Source organism: Pseudomonas sp. S9 (genome assembly GCF_000222125.1).
In the GTDB taxonomy this organism is placed as follows: domain Bacteria; phylum Pseudomonadota; class Gammaproteobacteria; order Pseudomonadales; family Pseudomonadaceae; genus Aquipseudomonas; species Aquipseudomonas segetis.
Genome location: NZ_AFFX01000001.1, coordinates 52,111 through 70,022, shown reverse-complemented (window position 1 = coordinate 70,022; position 17,912 = coordinate 52,111). Strand labels below are relative to the sequence as shown.

21 protein-coding genes are annotated in these 17,912 nt (G+C 58.0%); 2 read left to right on the top strand and 19 right to left on the bottom strand.

The window, feature by feature from the left end; all coding sequences use genetic code 11:
* Positions 1-14: 14 nt before the first annotated feature.
* From PSES9_RS0100380 to ccmA, 10 genes are all read right to left on the bottom strand, one after another.
* The gene (locus PSES9_RS0100380; RefSeq protein WP_010482957.1) at positions 15-338 is read right to left on the bottom strand and encodes a hypothetical protein; all 324 of its coding nucleotides are present in this window, start codon (positions 336-338) and stop codon (positions 15-17) included.
* Positions 335-1,555 (bottom strand): c-type cytochrome biogenesis protein CcmI, encoded by a 1,221-nt coding sequence (gene ccmI, locus PSES9_RS0100375; RefSeq protein ID WP_010482956.1) that lies wholly within the window; start codon positions 1,553-1,555, stop codon positions 335-337. The genes PSES9_RS0100380 and ccmI overlap by 4 nt, the downstream gene beginning before the upstream one ends.
* The gene (locus PSES9_RS0100370) at positions 1,555-2,052 is read right to left on the bottom strand and encodes a cytochrome c-type biogenesis protein (protein WP_010482955.1); all 498 of its coding nucleotides are present in this window, start codon (positions 2,050-2,052) and stop codon (positions 1,555-1,557) included. The genes ccmI and PSES9_RS0100370 overlap by 1 nt, the downstream gene beginning before the upstream one ends.
* A complete protein-coding gene (locus PSES9_RS0100365; protein WP_010482954.1) occupies positions 2,049-2,585 on the bottom strand; it encodes a DsbE family thiol:disulfide interchange protein in 537 nt (178 codons plus the stop codon). The genes PSES9_RS0100370 and PSES9_RS0100365 overlap by 4 nt, the downstream gene beginning before the upstream one ends.
* Positions 2,582-4,555 carry a heme lyase CcmF/NrfE family subunit gene (locus PSES9_RS0100360; protein WP_010482952.1) on the bottom strand — a complete coding sequence of 658 codons (1,974 nt, stop codon included), beginning with the start codon at positions 4,553-4,555 and terminating at the stop codon, positions 2,582-2,584. The genes PSES9_RS0100365 and PSES9_RS0100360 overlap by 4 nt, the downstream gene beginning before the upstream one ends.
* 11 nt (positions 4,556-4,566) lie before the next feature.
* Positions 4,567-5,025 carry a cytochrome c maturation protein CcmE gene (gene ccmE / locus PSES9_RS0100355; RefSeq protein WP_010482950.1) on the bottom strand — a complete coding sequence of 153 codons (459 nt, stop codon included), beginning with the start codon at positions 5,023-5,025 and terminating at the stop codon, positions 4,567-4,569.
* Positions 5,022-5,198, bottom strand: coding sequence for a heme exporter protein CcmD (gene ccmD, locus PSES9_RS0100350; RefSeq protein WP_010482948.1), 177 nt, complete (start codon positions 5,196-5,198; stop codon positions 5,022-5,024). Before ccmD ends, ccmE begins: the two co-directional genes overlap by 4 nt.
* Positions 5,195-5,953 carry a heme ABC transporter permease gene (locus PSES9_RS0100345; RefSeq protein ID WP_085987573.1) on the bottom strand — a complete coding sequence of 253 codons (759 nt, stop codon included), beginning with the start codon at positions 5,951-5,953 and terminating at the stop codon, positions 5,195-5,197. The genes ccmD and PSES9_RS0100345 overlap by 4 nt, the downstream gene beginning before the upstream one ends.
* A 72-nt stretch (positions 5,954-6,025) precedes the next feature.
* The gene (gene ccmB / locus PSES9_RS0100340; RefSeq protein WP_010482946.1) at positions 6,026-6,697 is read right to left on the bottom strand and encodes a heme exporter protein CcmB; all 672 of its coding nucleotides are present in this window, start codon (positions 6,695-6,697) and stop codon (positions 6,026-6,028) included.
* On the bottom strand, positions 6,694-7,326 hold the full coding sequence (gene ccmA, locus PSES9_RS0100335; protein WP_010482944.1) for a cytochrome c biogenesis heme-transporting ATPase CcmA: 633 nt from the start codon (positions 7,324-7,326) through the stop codon (positions 6,694-6,696). Before ccmA ends, ccmB begins: the two co-directional genes overlap by 4 nt.
* Before the next feature lie 330 nt (positions 7,327-7,656).
* On the opposite strand from ccmA, the gene fliK reads away from it, so the two are divergent.
* Positions 7,657-9,198, top strand: coding sequence for a flagellar hook-length control protein FliK (gene fliK, locus PSES9_RS0100330; protein ID WP_029529292.1), 1,542 nt, complete (start codon positions 7,657-7,659; stop codon positions 9,196-9,198).
* Positions 9,195-9,503, top strand: coding sequence for an EscU/YscU/HrcU family type III secretion system export apparatus switch protein (locus PSES9_RS0100325; RefSeq protein WP_010482941.1), 309 nt, complete (start codon positions 9,195-9,197; stop codon positions 9,501-9,503). Before fliK ends, PSES9_RS0100325 begins: the two co-directional genes overlap by 4 nt.
* Here PSES9_RS0100325 and PSES9_RS0100320 read toward each other — a convergent pair.
* The 9 genes from PSES9_RS0100320 to PSES9_RS0100280 form a co-directional block, all read right to left on the bottom strand.
* Complete coding sequence (locus PSES9_RS0100320) at positions 9,500-9,961, bottom strand: rhodanese-like domain-containing protein (protein WP_029529291.1); 462 nt, start codon at positions 9,959-9,961, stop codon at positions 9,500-9,502. The two genes, PSES9_RS0100325 and PSES9_RS0100320, sit on opposite strands and share 4 nt — an antisense overlap.
* A gap of 194 nt (positions 9,962-10,155) precedes the next feature.
* Positions 10,156-10,560: a DUF2802 domain-containing protein gene (locus PSES9_RS0100315; protein ID WP_029529290.1), complete on the bottom strand. Its 405-nt coding sequence runs from the start codon at positions 10,558-10,560 to the stop codon at positions 10,156-10,158.
* A gap of 3 nt (positions 10,561-10,563) precedes the next feature.
* Positions 10,564-11,043: a chemotaxis protein CheW gene (locus PSES9_RS0100310; protein WP_010482934.1), complete on the bottom strand. Its 480-nt coding sequence runs from the start codon at positions 11,041-11,043 to the stop codon at positions 10,564-10,566.
* A gap of 53 nt (positions 11,044-11,096) precedes the next feature.
* The gene (locus tag PSES9_RS0100305; RefSeq protein WP_010482932.1) at positions 11,097-11,999 is read right to left on the bottom strand and encodes a CheW domain-containing protein; all 903 of its coding nucleotides are present in this window, start codon (positions 11,997-11,999) and stop codon (positions 11,097-11,099) included.
* A gap of 72 nt (positions 12,000-12,071) precedes the next feature.
* A complete protein-coding gene (locus PSES9_RS0100300) occupies positions 12,072-12,860 on the bottom strand; it encodes a ParA family protein (RefSeq protein ID WP_010482930.1) in 789 nt (262 codons plus the stop codon).
* A gap of 54 nt (positions 12,861-12,914) precedes the next feature.
* Positions 12,915-13,781, bottom strand: a complete 867-nt coding sequence (motD, locus tag PSES9_RS0100295; protein ID WP_010482928.1) for a flagellar motor protein MotD — start codon at positions 13,779-13,781, stop codon at positions 12,915-12,917.
* Between the two features lie 11 nt (positions 13,782-13,792).
* A complete protein-coding gene (locus tag PSES9_RS0100290; protein WP_010482926.1) occupies positions 13,793-14,533 on the bottom strand; it encodes a flagellar motor protein in 741 nt (246 codons plus the stop codon).
* Positions 14,533-15,675, bottom strand: coding sequence for a protein-glutamate methylesterase/protein-glutamine glutaminase (locus tag PSES9_RS0100285; protein WP_010482924.1), 1,143 nt, complete (start codon positions 15,673-15,675; stop codon positions 14,533-14,535). Before PSES9_RS0100285 ends, PSES9_RS0100290 begins: the two co-directional genes overlap by 1 nt.
* Positions 15,676-15,717: 42 nt before the next feature.
* A complete protein-coding gene (locus tag PSES9_RS0100280) occupies positions 15,718-17,904 on the bottom strand; it encodes a chemotaxis protein CheA (protein WP_010482922.1) in 2,187 nt (728 codons plus the stop codon).
* Between the last annotated feature and the right edge of the window lie 8 nt (positions 17,905-17,912).

Here is a 17,912-nt window from a genome sequence, read left to right as displayed (position 1 = left end):
AGCTCTTATCCGCCCTACTTGGCGTAGTAATGATACAAGGCCGGCGGCACTTCACTGCTGTCGGCGTCTTGCCAGGGCCCATTGGCACTGAGTCCCCAGCTCCAGCCATTACTCCAGCGATAGTAGGTACGCTCGCGGTAGTAAAGGTCACGGGCACCTTCAACCGAATACACACCCAATGCCGGGACCCAGTGGCTTTGAGCCCCCGGAGGTGGCGCATAGCGAGGGTGCGACGGTTTGACTGGCAAATCCGTGACTTGGGTGCCCGGGCCATGGGTGGAGCAACCTGAGAGCAGCAACAGCGCGGCCAACCCCGCGTAGCCCAGCCAGGTTCTCATTGGACGGAAGCCTCGGCACTGTCAATCGTCAGTTGCTGCAGCTCATCGCTATTGGTGGCGACAGCCTTTGGTTTTGCGACCCATTCACCTTGGGTTGCATTGCCGCTACGGGATATCCGGGCAACCAATTGAACCTGATCAAAGCCGGAAATCTTCAATTGCGGCATCATTGCATCGGCGTCAGACAGGCTGACCTCAACCGGCAAGTCCGCAACGGTCAAGCGCTTGACGGCCAAGGGCATTGGCGGGCCAGAAACAGCGCGAGCAAAGATAAACACGCTGTCGCTCGGCTGCACTTTATCTTTCAACGCAGTGGCCAGCTCAACCTTGACCTTGAGCTTATGCCCGGTATTGGCCGTCGCGCCTGGAGCTGGCGCTGCAGTACTGGTTGCGGCATCGGGGTCAAGCTCGCCACGCGCACGCTCGATACCGCCCTGGATAGCCTGGCGCGATGGATCGTTCTCAGGCAATACGGCGACCAGTTTTTCCCATGAATCGACCGCATCCTGGAAGCGGCCTTGTTCGAATGCCGCAATCCCCAGCAAACCCAGGCTGGTGACTTCTTCAGGATCAGCCTTCAGCGCTTCATCGGTAAGGCTTTGCAATTGTGGCGACCATTGCTTGTCGCCAGCAAAGTAGATCGCCTGTGCCCACTGACCAAGCAAGGCTGGATCACGCCCGGCCAGGCCAACGGCCTTCTCGAACGCCTTCGCTGCTTCTGCCGCGCGCTCCTGGGCCATATAGGTCCGACCCAGAAAATACCAGGCTTCAGCCGAGTCGGGATTTTCCTTGACAGCGGTTTCAAGGCGCGCGGTCATGGCTTCAATGGTTTGCGGTTGGTCGGCAAAGGCGAGGGTTTGCTCGACCTGATCAATGGCGCCCCAGTGCATGTACAAGCCGTAGCCGAGCAGCGGCATCAGCAGCGCTACAATCAGCGGCACCTTGCGCCCCAGAACGCCAGCCTTGGCGGTGAGCCCCTCGGTATCCGACAACAGCTCACGAGATGCCTCGTCGCGCCCCACTTGCATCTGCTCGGCGGTCAATACACCGGCGGCAAGCTGGGCCTCAAGTTCCTTGATTCGCTCCTGATAGAGCGTCACGTTTAACGCGGTACGATCTTCTTCAGCCTGAAACTTACGGGCACGCACAACAGGAATCAGCAGAAACCCCAAGGCGGCCAGGATTAACAGACCCGCACATAGCCAAAATTCAATCATCAGTCTTTCTTATCCAAAGGCGCTTGATTTAGTACCGCAGCCAGACGTTGCTGCTCATCCGTTGACAGACCTTCATATCGCTCGGCCTTGCGCCGACGCTTACCCAGCACGATCACGGCCAACAGCACGAAACCACCGATCAACAAGGCTGCCGGGCCATACCACAGCACCAGGGTACGTGCCGTCACCGGCGGCTTGTACAGTACGAAGTTGCCGTAACGGGCGACCAGGTAATCAATGATTTGCTGGTCACTCTCGCCGCCTTCGATCTTCTTGTAGATCTCGGCGCGCAAATCCAGGGCAATGGGTGCATTGGAGTCGGCGATGTTCTGGTTCTGGCATTTGGGGCAGCGTAACTCTTCAGTCAGGTGACGGTAGCGCTCGCGCTCGGCCTCGGTCTTGAATTCATAGGTATCGATGGCCGCATGCGCCGTGCTTACCAAGGCCAACCCCAATAGCAGCGCTGCGCAGACTCGGCGCCAGGTCAAGTGCTTCATGGCTTGGCCTCATCGATCATGGCCTGATACAACGGCGCCAGTTGGTCCCGCCAGACGTTGTCATCGATCACTCCGACGAACTTGTGGCGAATGATGCCGTCCTTGTCGATCAGGAAGGTTTCCGGCGCGCCATAGACCCCAAGGTCAACCCCCAGCGAGCCCTTGGCGTCACTGATATTAAGTTGATAAGGGTTGTGGAATTCCTTCAGCCACTTTTGTGCCTCGGCATTGTCATCCTTGTAATTGACGCCATAGATATTCACGCCCAGCTTGGCGATCTTGTTCAGCACCGGATGTTCGACCCGGCACGAAATGCACCAGGTCGCCCAGACGTTGACCAGCGCTGGCTTGCCCTTGATATCGGCCAGGGTGATGGTTTTACCATCCTGCACCGAAGGCAGCGAAAACGCCGGGAACGGCTTATCGATCAGCGCCGAAGGCAGCTCGGACGGATCGAGAAACATGCCGCGATAAAGCACCACCGCGATGGCCAGAAACAGCGCCAGCGGCAACAGCAGGATCAACCGTTTCATGCAGCAGCCCCCGTCATGCTCAATGCCTCGCGCACGCGCGTGCGCACCTTGACCCGGTAGCGCTTATCCAACGCCGCCAGCAAACCGCCAAAGCCCATCAACAAGGCACCCAGCCAGATCCAGCGCACGAATGGCTTGATGTGCACCCGCACAGCCCAGGCGCCGTCTTCCAATGGTTCGCCCAAGGCCACAAACAGGTCACGGGTGAAGCCTGCATCAATTGCAGCCTCGGTCATCATTGACTGCTGCACCTTGTAGAAGCGCTTTTCCGGGTGCAACACGGCGATTTGCTGACCATCTTCGAGCACTCGCATGGTGCCGCGGTCGGCGCTGAAGTTTGGCCCTTCACGGTGCTTCGAGCCTTCAAAGACAAACTGGTAGGCGCCCACTTGAACCTGGTCGCCCGGCGCCATGCGCATGTCACGCTCCAGGTTGCCGACGCTGGTCAGGACCACGCCCAAGGCACAGACGGCCATGCCAAAGTGCGCCAGTTGCATGCCCCAATAGCTGCGGGTCAGCTCGCGCATGCCTTTGAACAAGCCCTTGTTGCGGGTCTTGTCGAAAATGTCGCGTACGCCAGCCAGCACGACCCACGCAGCCAACATGCACACCGCCATGACACCCCAGTTGAAATCACCGAAGGCAAACGCCGCGATTGCCCCAACCGCAACACTCCCCAGCAACACGGGCATAAGCATGCTCACCAGCCATTTGACCGGCGTGCTTTTCCAGCGCACCAGCACACCGACGGCAATGACCAGCATCAGCAGCCCCATCAGCGGAACAAACAGCGCATTGAAGTAAGGGGGGCCCACCGAAAGCTTGGCTCCGGTCAGTGCATCAAGCACCAATGGATACAGGGTTCCAAGCAGGATCATCGAAGCGGCCACTACCAGCACCAGGTTATTGACCAATAGCAGTGTTTCGCGTGACCACAGGGCAAAGCCCACCTGGCTCTTAACCACCGGCGCCCGTACCGCAAACAATGCCAGCGAACCGCCGACCACCAGCAACAAGAACGCCAGGATAAACACACCACGCTCGGGGTCACTGGCAAAAGCATGCACAGATGTCAGTACACCGGAACGAACCAGGAAGGTGCCAAGCAGGCTCAATGAGAATGCAGCAATCGCCAGTAGCACGGTCCAGCTCTTGAATACACCGCGCTTTTCAGTAACCGCCAGCGAGTGAATCAGGGCAGTGCCCACCAGCCACGGCATGAACGAAGCATTTTCTACCGGGTCCCAGAACCACCAGCCGCCCCAGCCAAGCTCGTAATAGGCCCACCATGAGCCCAGGGCGATACCAATGCCGAGAAAGGCCCAGGCAACTATGGTCCAGGGCCGCGACCAACGCGCCCAGGCAGCGTCCAGCTTGCCACCAAGCAGTGCAGCAATGGCAAAGGAGAAGGCTACGGAAAAGCCAACATAGCCCATGTAGAGCATTGGCGGATGGATAATCAGGCCGAAGTCTTGCAGCAAGGGGTTAAGGTCGCGGCCATCTGCTGGCATGTTTGGCAACAGGCGGGCAAAGGGATTGGACGTAATGATCAGGAACAGCAAGAAGCCAACGCTGATAATGCCCATTACGGCAAGCACACGGGCCAACATTTCTTCAGGCAACTGGCGCGAGAAAATCGAAACCGCAAAGGTCCAACCGCCCAGAATCAATGCCCAAAGCAGCAGCGATCCTTCGTGGGCGCCCCATACGGCGCTGAACTTGTAGTACCAAGGTAAGGCACTGTTGGAGTTACTGGCGACGTAACGCACCGAAAAATCGTCGACCATGAAGGCATAGGTCAGGCAGGCAAAGGAAAACAGCAGGAACGCAAACTGCCCCCAAGCTGCCGGCTGCGCCAGGCTCATCCACTGGCGATCGCCACGCCAGGCGCCGATCATTGGCAAAGTGGCCTGCACAAGGGCCATACACAACGCCAGGATCATCGCCAAATGGCCGAGTTCTGGAACCATCAACATGGCACTCATGCGCCACCCTCCTTCGCATCAGGCTTAAGCTTGCCGCTTTCTTTAAGCGCCTTGGTGACCTCAGGCGGCATGTAATTCTCGTCGTGCTTGGCCAGGACCTGGTCGGCGATCAGCACGCCATCTGCATTGAGCTTGCCAAGGGCGACTATGCCCTGCCCTTCACGGAACAGATCAGGGAGGATGCCGCGATAGCGAATGGGAACGCTATTGGCAAAGTCAGTGACGAGGAACTCGACTTCCAGTGAATCCGCCGAACGCTTGACCGAGCCTTCGGTGACCATGCCGCCCGCGCGAATTCGCGCGTCTTGCGGCGCCTCGCCATTGGCAATTTGCGTCGGGGTATAGAACAGGTTGATATTCTCTTGCAGGGCAGACAATGCAAGGCCCACAGCGATAGCCACACCGGCGACCAGGGCAAGAATGATATACAGGCGTTTTTTACGAACCGCGTTCACGAATTGCTCTCCCGGCGCAAACGGCGCGCCTCGTCTTGCAGATAGCGCCGTTTGGCGAGAATTGGCATGGCAATGTTCAAACCGAGCACCCCAAGGGTGATGCCATAGGCCGACCAGACATAGACGCCGTGGCCACCCATGGCAATAAAGTCACTCAATGATGCGAAACTCATGGACGCGCTCCCACCAGCTTGCTGACTTCCGCTTTTGCCCAGGCACTGCGTGATTCACGCTTAAGCACCTCAAGTCGCATGCGCATCAGCACCAGCACGATAAACAAACAATAGAACCCCAGCACCGAGAGCAGCAGCGGCAGCCACATTTCGGCGCTCATGCTGGCTTTGCCAGTAATCTTGAAGGTCGCTGGCTGGTGCAGGGTACTCCACCACTCGACCGACTTCTGGATGATCGGGATATTCACGGCGCCGACCAGTGAAAGCACCGCACAGGCCTTGGCTGCACTGTCACGGTTGCTGATTGCCTGCCCCAGTGCGATCACACCGAAGTACAGGAACAGCAAGATCAGCATCGACGTCAGGCGTGCATCCCATACCCAATAGGTTCCCCAGGTCGGCTTGCCCCAGATCGCACCGGTCACCAGCGCGATAAAACACAACCAGGCCCCCACCGGCGCGGCTTGTTGCAGGGCAACATCGGCGATCTTCATTTTCCAGATCAAGCCAACCGCGCCCGCAAGCGCCATGGTCAGGTAGCAAGCCTGGGCGAGGAATGCCGCCGGTACATGGATGTAGATAATTCGATAGCTATCGCCTTGATAACGTTCAGGTGGAGCAAAAACCAGGCCCCAGACCAATCCCGACACCATCAACAGCGCTGCGGCTGCAATCAGCCACGGCAGCCAACGACCACTGATCTCATAAAACCACTTGGGCGAACCCAGCTTGTGAAACCATGTCCAGTTCATCAGGTTACTCATCAGTTCTACAGTCGACCACGGCATGCCGAGCACGGTGGCCACTTATCTTTATAGTTACAACGCCTACTCAGCGACGCTTATCCGAAGGCCCGCGGCGATGGCAAAAGGACTGAATGTCACCGCCAAGGCTGTCAAGCATGCCATCCAGAGCAAGTGCCCCACCGCTGGCAAACCCTGCAAACTCGCCTGCAAGGCACCACTGCCCAGAATCAGCACCGGGATATACAGCGGCAAAATCAACAATGCCAGGAGCAAACCACCGCGCTTGAGGCCAACAGTCAATGCCGCGCCAACCGCGCCCAACAAGCTCAAGACCGGCGTCCCAAGCAACAACGAAATCAGTAAAACAGGTAAACAATGGGTCGGCAGCCCCAGCATAAGCGCCAGCACTGGCGACAGGATGACCAGCGCCAAGCCTGAAAAAGCCCAGTGTGCCAGCACCTTGGCTAAAACCAGAAGAGCCAGGGGGTGCGACGAAAGGACCCACTGTTCAAGCGAGCCATCTTCAAAATCACTGCGGAAAAGCCCGTCCAGCGAGAGCAGCACTGCCAAAAGAGCCGCCACCCAGACCAGCCCCGGTGAAAGGGTTTGCAACAATTGAGCTTCGGGACCCACCGCCAAGGGGAACAAGGCGATGACAATGGCGAAGAAAACCAAGGGGTTGGCCAGTTCAGCCGGACGCCGGAACAGCAAGCGTGCTTCGCGTGCCACCAACAGGGTGAATAGGTTACTCATAGTTGGCGCAATCCCAGATCAAGCACACGATAGCCCTGCGGCTTGACCGATAGGCTGTGGTGGGTCGTCATCACGACCAGCCCACCCTTCTCGCAATGCGCAGCCAGGTGCGCCTCGAGCTGGGCGACGGCAGCAATATCAAGCGCGGTGAACGGCTCATCGAGAATCCACAGCTCTGGCCCCGGCAAGTACAAGCGGGCCAGACCTACTCGGCGTTGCTGGCCAGCTGACAGCGAATGACAAGGCACATCCTCGTAACCCCGCAGACCGACAGCAGCAAGCGCCTGCCAGATCTGTTCGCGCGGCGCCGGTTGTTGCAGGGCGCAAAGCCAGGTGAGGTTTTCCTCTGGAGTGAGCAACCCCTTTATCCCGGCGGCATGGCCAATCCAGATCAACTTGCCAGGTTCGGCGCGCTGTTTATCCAATGCACAGCCATAGAGCCGGACTTCGCCAGCGGTTGGCTGCATCAACCCTGCCAAAAGGCGTAGCAAACTGGTTTTACCACTGCCGTTAGGGCCTGCAACCTGAAGCATTTCGCCGGGAACCAGAGACAGTTCAAGATGCTCGAAAAGCATGCGCCAATCACGCTCACAGGCGAGCGACCTGGCTTCGAGAATTGGGCTGATCACAGCATTCTTACCTAATAAATGATTCAAGATGACGGCATTCCAGCCGCTATATAGTCAAGCAGGCGCCTCCGGGGAACCCTTGTATAACTGCGCGTTGGGCTTATGCGACGTAAAAGGTGCGAAAAGCAACTAGGATCATGTTCAACATAAGAGTTGTATATGAGCATTCGCCTCGCCCGGCCCAGTCCTTGAAGATCGAGGATTGTGAGCCGTGTTTTACCAAGTGATAACTAACGCAGTACTTTTGCAGGGGTTCCAATCCAGCGGCGGCATTATACATGCCTGACCCACCTCCCCGCAGTTGGCTTTTCGACAGGGTGTAACGCGTCCATGAGTGAAATAAGCAGCAGTCGGCCATTACCCCCCACGCCCGCGAGTAACCGCCCAAGCTCGGTGGCCAGCGACATGGCCGTAAAGCTGCTGCAACCACTTGAAGGACTGTTGGCCAAGGGGGAAAGCGCCACCGCCGAAGTAATTAGCCTCAAACAGGTCGCACAGAGTTTTCAGCTAATGCTCAGGCTGACCCTGGACAGCGGCCGTCAGACCACCCTTGAAGCCAGCAGTAGTCGGCCCATTGCCCAGGGCTCTGCCCTGGCCATTACCGCACTCACTGACAGCAAACTGCTTGTGGCCCTGCAGCCAGGCGGCGACAAACCACTCGACAGCCTGGACCTCAAGCAGTTTCCGGTCGGCACGCTGATTCAAGGCAAGGTACTGAGCAGCGAACAACTCGTGCAGGGCAAGGCCCAGGTCATCTACAAAGTCTTGGTCAGTCTGCTCAACACCTCATTGGCCGGCAGCAAACTGTCAATCGAGACGCCCTTGTCGCTACAACCGGGAAGCCTGCTTAGCGCCCAGGTGCAGGGCAACCAGGCGCTCAACCTACTGCCATTGAGTGGCCGCCTGGATCAACTCGCCCTGACGCAACAACTGCAGAGCCAACACAGCAACCAAGGCTCGTTGCAAGGGTTATTCAAATCCTTGCAGGGCCTGAGCGAGCGCAGCGATATTCCGAGCAGCGTACGCAATAGCATCGACAAATTGATAGGCGCACTGCCCGATGGCCAGCAACTGAGTGACGCCAAAGGCTTGAGCAAGGCGGTGGAAAGCAGCGGCGCATTTCTTGAAAGCAAACTGCTAGGCCCGCAGGCCAGTGCCTTGCCGACGGACCTGAAGGCCAACCTGCTCAAGCTGATCAGCCAGCTACAACTCAATCTACCGGCACAGGGCACACTACCGGGGGCCGCCGCCAGCGCCGTCATGGCCCAGTCCTTACCGGCCCTGGCCCGCAACCTGCTGGGTAGCATCAATCAAAACAGCAGCAAACAGCAGGCGCTGAGCTTCCCGCTGCCCTCAAGGCTTCTGCAGGCCCTTGGCGAAGAGGGGGACCTTGAAGCCCTGCTCAAGCTGGCATCTGCAGCGGTATCGCGCTTGCAGACCCACCAACTGTCCAGCCTGGCGCAAACCCAGGTAGGACCAGACGGTAATATCCTCACGACCTGGCAACTGGAACTGCCAATGCGCAACCAGCAAGAGTTGGTGCCGGTGCAGTTGAAAATCCAGCGTGACGAACCACAAAAACCAAGCGCCCAGGAGCAAAAGGAAATGCTGTGGCGCATCGACCTGGCCTTTGACCTGGAACCACTTGGACCGGTGCAAGTACAAACCCAACTGGCCCGTGGCTGCCTCTCGAGCACGCTCTGGGCCGAGCAGCCAAGCACCGCCAGGCTGATCGACAGCGAACTGGTCAATCTGCGCCAGCGCCTGATTGATGCCGGGCTACAGGTCAGCGCCCTGTCCTGCGCCCAGGGCACGCCACCGCAGGGCCCAAAAACAGCGTTGCAACAGCGCTGGGTGGACGAAACCGCATGAGCAAGCACAACAAGCCCCGCCAAGCGATCGCCCTGAACTACGACGGCCAGCAGGCCCCCACGCTCAGCGCCAAGGGCGACGATGAGCTGGCCGAGGCGATCCTGGCGATAGCCCGCGAGTACGAAGTGCCCATTTACGAAAATGCCGAGCTGGTGCGCCTGCTTGCTCGCCTGGAACTTGGCGACAGCATTCCTGAAGAACTCTACCGCTGCATCGCCGAGATCATTGCCTTTGCCTGGCATCTCAAGGGTAAATGCCCGGCAGGTTTCAATTCAGGCCCACCGGATAGCCCCTTGGATAGTTAGTCGGTCAAGCGCTTGAACCCGTATGACATGGCATACAACTGCGAATCATTACTCTCGCCCTTGTCCAGCGGGAAATCGAGCAACTGCCAGGCAAAATAGCCACTGCGAAAGAAATACACCTGGCTGTAACCCCAACTGACGGCCTTGCGTACGGCCTCGGCGCTGCGCTGACTGAAATCGTTGTCGCAATAGACGACCAAGGGCGTGTCGCGTGCAATGTCAGCGGTCGCCAGGTGCGCAAAGCGGGTATCGATGTCCAGGTGCGCAGCGCCCTGCACATGGCCCCAGGACCACTCGCGCAAGGGACGTACATCGACAAACATTGCGCCTTGCTCGTAGAGGATTCGAGCCTGCAGGACATTAATGGTGCTCGCTCCCGCTATGGTTTCCGGCACTTGCTGGGCCATCACCGGAAACCCCATGCTCAACATCATCAATACCGCCAGTAACCTAGTCATAAAGCCCCCTGTTACTACTCGCTTACTAACAGCTTAGGTAACCGGGGTCGAATGCTAGGAACGTTTTAACTGGCAATGCATCGCGCTAAGAACCAGCGAAACTAAACAAAAGAAGGGGAATTTAACTGTAAAGGTGGCGTTGTTATTGCTTTGTCAGGCTTGAAAACAGGGCAACCACTGAGTCAGACAAGGGTTTATAACTGGCCCGGCTTGGCCTGATGCAGCTTGCTAACCAGTTCAGCTTCAGCCTTGCTCAGGCCGCAAGACTGGGTCAGATCATCGACACTGGCACCCAGCCCTACCAGGCGAGCCGCCTGGGTGAAGGATAAATTAGCCGGATCGCGCTGTTCCATCTGGCTGACCTTGTCAGGCAGCGGCGCCACAGTCTGGCGCAACTCATGCAACTCCTCGCCCATGCGAATACTGCCTGTGAGATAAGTGTCCAGGCGCTTGCTTAGATCCTTGATCCGCTGGTCTCGTGCGGCATCGCGCTCCTGTTGAAGTGCAACACTGCTCTTGAGCTGGGAATACAGCCACACGCAAGCACCGATCAATGCAACACTGACCAGGGCCATTACCACCAGTGCGGCTTCAAGCATCATTCAAATTGACTCCAGCTCCGACCACTCTTCTTCAGTCATCATCTTGTCCAACTCGACCAGGATCAGCAACTCGCCATTTTTGTTGCATACGCCCTGGATGAACTTGGCGGACTCGTCATTGCCCACATTGGGCGCCGTCTCGACCTCAGACTGTCGCAGATAAACAACTTCGGCAACACTGTCGACCAGAATGCCCACAACCTGCTTGTCGGCTTCGATAATCACCACGCGGGTGTTATCGGTAATGTCCGCAGGCGCCAGGCCGAAACGCTGGCGGGTGTCGATCACCGTCACCACGTTACCACGCAGGTTGATAATGCCCAGGACATAGGAAGGCGCGCCCGGGACAGGTGCAATCTCCGAATAGCGCAGCACTTCCTGCACCTGCATGACATTGATGCCGTAACTTTCGTTATCCAGGCGGAATGTTACCCATTGCAGGATTGGATCCTCAGCACCTTGAGCAGAGCTTTTATTCATATTCCTAGCCTCTTGGAATGATCGGTTTCGAGCCGTTGCCCGATCGAAAATGATTAATGTACCTGGCCATTGACCAACCGCTTGGCTGCGCCGCTGGTGATCAACTCAGCCAAGGCCGAGACATCAAGCAACGCGCACATGTGTTCTATTACCGTACCCGCCAGCCAGGGTCGCTGCGAACGCTGGCTACGCCATTTGATTTCGTTGGGATCAAGGCGAATCGAGCGGCTGACCTGATGCACCGCCAGCCCCCACTCGTAACCCTGGACCGAAATTACAAATTGCAGGCCCTGGCGAAAATCGTCGCGATAACGGTCAGGCATTACCCAGCGCGCAGTGTCCAGCACCTTAAGGTTGCCCGCCTGGCAGGGCAGAATGCCGAGGAACCAGTCCGGCTGGCCGAACAATGGCGTCAGGTCATGGCCTTCGAGTGGATAAATCGAACCGAGGCATACCAGCGGTACAGCCAGCGTCAAACCGGCCACATCGAACAACAGGCACTCAAAGGGTTCCTGCGCCCACTGCGGCCGTCCATCTTCCGCCAGGGCCGGCTCAAAGGTAGCAGCAGACGACGGCTTGTACAGCTCAACGATAGGCTCGACGATGGGGGCTGGCGGCGCGGGCTCCAAGGCTTCGGGCAGTTCGAGCAAGGCCATTGGCGCCACCGCCTCGGGCAGCTCATTGGCTGACTCGACCTCGGGTGGCCCCCCCGCCTCGGGCAGCTCATTGGCTGACTCGACCTCGGGCGGCATCTCTGGCGCCAGTGTCAGCAGCGGTTGTGGCGCAGTGCTGGCGTCACGCGCCTGCTCTTCGCGCACGGCGGCTTCGAATTCATCCAGGCTTACGCTCGCCGCCAATTCCAACGACGCGTCCTGAAGCAAGCTGTCCAGATAGGTCTGCAGCGCCAGTTGTGGAACTGTGGTGGTGGCAGGCGCGCTAATAGTGAATATCCGCAAAAAGAATCTGTAGCCTTTATTGGCAGCGATCCAGGCAGACTTGGGTAGCCGTTTGCAAAAAATAGCGGCATATCACGCCACCTGCGCAGACAACTGGTGTGCCAGCAAATGCTTGAGCAAGGCTCGGTAAGCCAGGGTGCCGCGACTCTTGGCATCAAACTGCGAAGGTGTCTGCCCTGCCCGGCTGGCATCACGCAGGCGGGTATCGACAGGAATATAGGCCTGCCACAAATTATCCGGGTAAGTGTTTCGCAACAGGCGCAAGGTCGACATCGAAGCCTGCGTACGACGGTCAAACAAGGTTGGCACAATGGTGTAAGGCAGTGCCTGCTTGCGTGAACGGTTGATCATCGCCAGGGTGCTGACCATGCGCTCAAGGCCTTTGACGGCAAGAAACTCTGTCTGCACCGGGATCACCAATTGCTGACTGGCGGCCAGGGCATTGACCATCAAGACGCCGAGCAACGGCGGACTGTCGATAATGGCGTAGTCAAATTCACCCCACAGCTGGGCCAGCGCCTTGGAGACAACCAGGCCCAACCCATTCTGGCCGGGCGACTGTCGCTCAAGCGTGGCCAATGCGGTACTGGAAGGCAGCAAGGCGATCTGCTCATGGCTGGTGGGCAGGAGCAACTGTTTAGGCAGCCCTTCGGGCACCACGCCCTGATGCAGGAACAAATCAAATGCACTGTGCGCCAAGCTATCCGGATCGTGCCCGAAATAGCTTGTCATTGAGCCATGAGGGTCGAGATCGACCACAATCACACGCTTGCCGGCATCGGCCAAAAGACCTGCCAGCGCAATGGATGAAGTGGTCTTACCGACACCACCTTTTTGATTGGCTACTGCCCAAACTCTCATTCTGCTCTTCCGCCCACCACAGGGATTGCCTGCGCAGGACCTAGTGTCGCCCGATCAATTCGGCGACGATGATTTGACGGCACCGCCCTGCGACGCCTGAACCATCGGTGATGGTGCAGGTTGCGTGCCAGCGTTGCGTAACGCATTGTCAGGTTGTGCCCGGGAACTGCCAACGCCACTGATACCACGGCGCACATCGAGGTTACGCGAGATTACCAAAACCACCCGGCGGTTTCGCGCCCGCCCTTCACTGGTCGCATTATCGGCCACAGGCTGAAACTCGCCATAGCCCACCGAAGCCATGCGCGATGGATTGACCCCATCGAGCGCCAACATCCGCACAATACTTGCGGCTCGCGCAGCGGAAAGTTCCCAGTTACTCGGGAACTGCGCCGTATGAATCGGCTGATTATCGGTAAAGCCCTCGACATGAACCGGGTTGCCGTAGGGTGCCAAAATCTTGGCAACCTTCTCGACAATATCGAAGGCCGCATCGCTGGGCAGCGCGTCGCCACTGGAGAACAGCAAACTTGAACTCAGCTCGATTTCAATCCATAACTCATTGCCGCGCACCTTCAACTGATCACTGGCGATCAGGTCCCCAAAAGCTGCAGTTATGCTCTCGGAAATACTTTGCAGGGAGTCTTGCGGTGCTTGAGTAACATCTTCATCGACCAGCGAAAGATCAGGCTCGGTGGTCCTTGGCCGTTCTTCACCCACCGGAATTGGCTTGATCGATCGATCAGGCTGGTTGAACACACCGGTAAGGGTCTGCGAAAGAATCTTGTACTTGCCTTCGTTGACCGATGAGATCGAATACATCACCACAAAAAACGCAAACAACAAGGTGATGAAGTCGGCATAGGAGACTAGCCAGCGCTCATGGTTTTCGTGTTCTTCCTGATGGCGACGGCGAGCCATGTCTCACTCCATTAATCCATGAAACCTTGCAGTTTCAATTCAATGGAACGCGGATTCTCACCCTCTGCAATCGACAATATGCCTTCGAGGATCATTTCGCGATAACGCGTCTGGCGCTGGGCGATTGCTTTGAGCTTGTTGCCGATGGGCAACAGCAGCAGGTTGGCAAAGCTCACGCCATAGATGGTCGCGACGAAGGCGACGGCGATCCCGCTGCCCAGCATGCTCGGATCGGCCAGGTTGCCCATCACATGGATCAAGCCCATTACCGCACCAATGATGCCAATGGTCGGGGCATAGCCACCCATGCTCTCGAATACCTTGGCCGCCTGGATGTCGTGGCTTTCCTTGGTGTACAGGTCCACCTCGAGCACACTGCGGATCGATTCGGGCTCGGCGCCATCGACCAACAACTGCAAGCCTTTGCGGGCATAGGGGTCGGTCTCCAGGTCAGCCACCGACTCAAGCCCGAGCAAACCTTCCTTGCGCGCCACCAGGCTCCAGTTGACGATGCGATCAATACCGCCTGCCAAGTCGATATGCGGCGGGAAGATGATCCAGCGGACAATGACCAGCGAGCGTTTGAAGACACTCATCGGTGCCTGCAAGAAAGCAGCGCCCAGCGTTCCGCCAATCACGATAAGCGCAGCAGGACCATTGAGCAGCGCGGCGGCATGGCCGCCCTCAAGGTAGTTGCCGCCCAAAATAGCGACAAACGCCAGGATGATGCCAATCAGGCTCAGGACATCCATTAGATGCAGGCCTGGGTAATGTGCCGGCCGATATCATCCAGCGGGTAGACGGCATCGGTCAGGTTGGCCTTGACCACTGCCATTGGCATGCCGTAAATCACGCAGCTGGCTTCATCCTGGGCCCACACCTGGCTGCCATTCTGCTTGAGCAGGCGCGCACCTTCACGGCCATCGGCGCCCATGCCGGTGAGTACCACCGCCAGCACCTTGTCATGATAGGTACGCGCCGCCGAGCCGAAGGTAATGTCGACACAGGGCTTGTAGTTAAGCCGCTCATCGCCCGGCAGGATCCGTACCGAACCCCGCGCGTCAATCATCATTTGCTTGCCGCCGGGGGCCAGCAACGCCAGGCCGGGGCGCAGCAAATCGCCGTCCTCGGCCTCCTTGACACTGATGCGGCAGAGCTTGTCCAGCCGCTCGGAAAAAGCCTTGGTGAACGCCGCTGGCATGTGCTGGACCAGGACGATCGGTGCCGGAAAATTGGCAGGCAACTGGCTGAGCACGCGCTGCAGCGCCACCGGACCACCGGTTGAAGTGCCGATCGCAACCAGTTTATAGGCCCGCTGCTTGGGCGCGGCACCAGTACCTGCATGGCTATGCGACCCGGAAGGCCGTGTGGGTTCAACAACTGGACGTGCCGGGCTGCTCAGCGGTGCACTGCTACGCCTGGGCAATGCGGTTGTAGTAGCCGTGGTTGGCGCCTGCCCAGATGAAACCGGCGGTGCCGAGCTGAGGCTGCGCCTGTTGCTGCGTGCAATGCTGTGGACTTTCTCGCAGAGCAGCTGGCGAACCTTGTCCGGGTTGCGCGAGATATCCTCAAAATTCTTTGGCAAAAAATCAACCGCACCCGCATCCAGCGCATCGAGCGTGACGCGAGCGCCTTCATGAGTCAGCGAGGAAAACATCAGTACCGGTGTTGGGCAGCGCTGCATGATATTACGCACTGCCGTGATGCCATCCATCATCGGCATTTCGTAATCCATGGTGATCACATCAGGCTTGAGGTTTTGCGCCTGATCGATCGCTTCACGGCCATTGGTTGCCGTGCCGATGACTTGAATATTCGGATCCGAGGAAAGGATTTCAGAGACTCGACGGCGAAAAAAACCGGAGTCATCCACTACCAATACTTTTACAGCCATTAGAGCTCCTTTTCCGCGCAGACAGGGCTGCGCGGGCGACAGTCACATGCGGCGTGCGTAATGTTTGAGCATGCTCGGCACATCGAGAATCAGCGCAATACGCCCGTCCCCCGTGATGGTCGCACCCGACATGCCGGGCGTGCCTTGAAGCATCTTGCCAAGCGGCTTGATCACCACTTCTTCCTGGCCCACCAACTGATCGACCACAAAGCCTATGCGCTGGCTGCCGACAGTCAAAATCACAACGTGACCTTCGTGTTGTTCTTCATGCGCGGCGCCTTTTACCAGCCAACGCTTGAGGTAGAACAATGGCAAAGCCTTCTCCCGCACCACGACCACTTCCTGGCCATCAACAATGTTGGTACGCGACAAGTCGAGGTGGAAGATCTCGTTGACGTTGACCAGCGGAAAAGCAAAGGCCTGGTCGGCCAGCATCACCATCAAGGTTGGCATGATCGCCAGGGTCAAAGGCACCTTGATCACGATCTTCGAGCCCTGGCCCTTGACCGAGAACACGTTGACCGTGCCGTTGAGCTGGGAAATCTTGGTCTTGACCACATCCATGCCGACACCCCGGCCGGACACGTCGGATATCTCGGTTTTAGTCGAGAAACCGGGCGCAAAGATCAGGTTGTAGCATTCAAATTCATTGAGCCGGTCTGCCGCGTCTTTTTCCAACAACCCCTTTTCGACGGCCTTGGCACGCAATACGTCGGCATCCATGCCCTTGCCGTCGTCGGTGATCATCAACAGGATATGATCGCCTTCCTGTTCGGCCGACAACACCACCTTGCCACCACGCGACTTGCCTGCCGCCTCGCGCTCAGCGGGCGACTCGATACCGTGGTCAACCGCATTGCGCACCAAGTGCACCAGCGGGTCGGCCAGGGCCTCGACCAGGTTTTTATCCAGGTCGGTTTCTTCGCCGATCAACTCCAGGCTGATTTCTTTTTTCAGGTTGCGGGCCAGGTCGCGAACCAGCCGCGGAAAGCGACCAAATACTTTCTTGATGGGCTGCATGCGGGTTTTCATCACCGCGGTCTGCAAGTCAGCAGTGACCACATCCAGGTTCGATACCGCCTTGCCCATGGCTTCATCGTTGCTGCTTGCACCCAGGCGAACCAGGCGATTACGCACCAGCACCAGCTCACCGACCATGTTCATGATTTCATCAAGGCGCGCGGTATCAACCCGAACCGTGGTTTCCACTTCGTTGGCTGGAGCCGCCTTTTCAGGAGCCGGCGCAGCTGCCGCAGCTCGGGCTGGTGCAACCTTTGCGACTGCCGCAGTTGCCTGGGCAGGCTGTACGTCGGAGCCGACAACCTTGGCAACTGGCTCGCTAAACTTGCCTTTGCCGTGCAGCTCATCAAGCAAGGCTTCAAATTCGTCGTCGCTGATTTCATCGCTGGCAACCGCCGGCGTGGAGGCGCTTTCCACTGGCTCAGAAGCTGCGGCAGGCTCAGCCACCTTGGGCGCTACGAACTGGCCTTTGCCATGCAACTGATCGAGCAAGGCCTCGAACTCATCGTCAGTGATTTCATCACTGGCTGATTCGGCAGCCGGAGCTTCGGGAACCGCCGCCTCGGCCTTGGCTGGCGCGGTTGAAGCCTCGCCTGTGGCGAACTGGCCCTTGCCGTGCAATTGATCAAGTAGCGACTCGAATTCATCGTCAGTGATTTCATCACTGGCAGCCGGGGCATCGACCTGCTGTGGCGTTTCGTCAAGGGCGTCGAGCAACTGTTCAAATTCGCTGTCGGTAATATCGTTGGAGGTTGCCGCAGTCGGCGCAGTAGCAGGCGCAGCAACAACTGGCGCTGGGCTGGCGACGCCCGCAGCAGGCGTTGGCTCAGCCAGCTGGGCCAATGCAGCCAATAGCTCCGGGGTCGCGGCAGTGGGCGTGACACCTTCGCGTACTTCACTGAACATGCCATTGACGGCGTCCAGTGCCTCAAGCACAACGTCCATCAACTCCGAATCGACCCGGCGTTCGCCTTTACGCAAGATATCGAAGACGTTTTCCGCAATATGACAGCACTCCACCAACTCATTGAGCTGGAGAAAACCGGCACCGCCTTTAACTGTGTGAAATCCCCGAAAAATCGCATTGAGCAGATTCATATCATCCGGGCGGCTCTCAAGCTCAACCAACTGCTCGGACAATTGTTCGAGTATCTCGCCGGCCTCTACCAGGAAATCCTGGAGAATTTCTTCATCGGCGCCGAAGCTCATATGGACGT

Bases quoted from the DNA above. Each gene is read 5' to 3' on its own strand.
- PSES9_RS0100285 (WP_010482924.1), bottom strand. From the start codon at position 15,675: ATGGCTGTAAAAGTATTGGTAGTGGATGACTCCGGTTTTTTTCGCCGT.
- PSES9_RS0100370 (WP_010482955.1), bottom strand. From the start codon at position 2,052: ATGAAGCACTTGACCTGGCGCCGAGTCTGCGCAGCGCTGCTATTGGGG.
- PSES9_RS0100380 (WP_010482957.1), bottom strand. From the start codon at position 338: ATGAGAACCTGGCTGGGCTACGCGGGGTTGGCCGCGCTGTTGCTGCTC.
- PSES9_RS0100300 (WP_010482930.1), bottom strand. From the start codon at position 12,860: ATGAGAGTTTGGGCAGTAGCCAATCAAAAAGGTGGTGTCGGTAAGACC.
- PSES9_RS0100290 (WP_010482926.1), bottom strand. From the start codon at position 14,533: ATGGATGTCCTGAGCCTGATTGGCATCATCCTGGCGTTTGTCGCTATT.
- PSES9_RS0100325 (WP_010482941.1), top strand. From the start codon at position 9,195: ATGAGCAAGCACAACAAGCCCCGCCAAGCGATCGCCCTGAACTACGAC.
- PSES9_RS0100310 (WP_010482934.1), bottom strand. From the start codon at position 11,043: ATGAATAAAAGCTCTGCTCAAGGTGCTGAGGATCCAATCCTGCAATGG.
- ccmB (WP_010482946.1), bottom strand. From the start codon at position 6,697: ATGAGTAACCTATTCACCCTGTTGGTGGCACGCGAAGCACGCTTGCTG.
- PSES9_RS0100360 (WP_010482952.1), bottom strand. From the start codon at position 4,555: ATGGTTCCAGAACTCGGCCATTTGGCGATGATCCTGGCGTTGTGTATG.
- PSES9_RS0100320 (WP_029529291.1), bottom strand. From the start codon at position 9,961: ATGACTAGGTTACTGGCGGTATTGATGATGTTGAGCATGGGGTTTCCG.
- PSES9_RS0100280 (WP_010482922.1), bottom strand. From the start codon at position 17,904: ATGAGCTTCGGCGCCGATGAAGAAATTCTCCAGGATTTCCTGGTAGAG.
- fliK (WP_029529292.1), top strand. From the start codon at position 7,657: ATGAGTGAAATAAGCAGCAGTCGGCCATTACCCCCCACGCCCGCGAGT.
- PSES9_RS0100365 (WP_010482954.1), bottom strand. From the start codon at position 2,585: ATGAAACGGTTGATCCTGCTGTTGCCGCTGGCGCTGTTTCTGGCCATC.
- ccmD (WP_010482948.1), bottom strand. From the start codon at position 5,198: ATGAGTTTCGCATCATTGAGTGACTTTATTGCCATGGGTGGCCACGGC.
- ccmI (WP_010482956.1), bottom strand. From the start codon at position 1,555: ATGATTGAATTTTGGCTATGTGCGGGTCTGTTAATCCTGGCCGCCTTG.
- PSES9_RS0100315 (WP_029529290.1), bottom strand. From the start codon at position 10,560: ATGCTTGAAGCCGCACTGGTGGTAATGGCCCTGGTCAGTGTTGCATTG.
- motD (WP_010482928.1), bottom strand. From the start codon at position 13,781: ATGGCTCGCCGTCGCCATCAGGAAGAACACGAAAACCATGAGCGCTGG.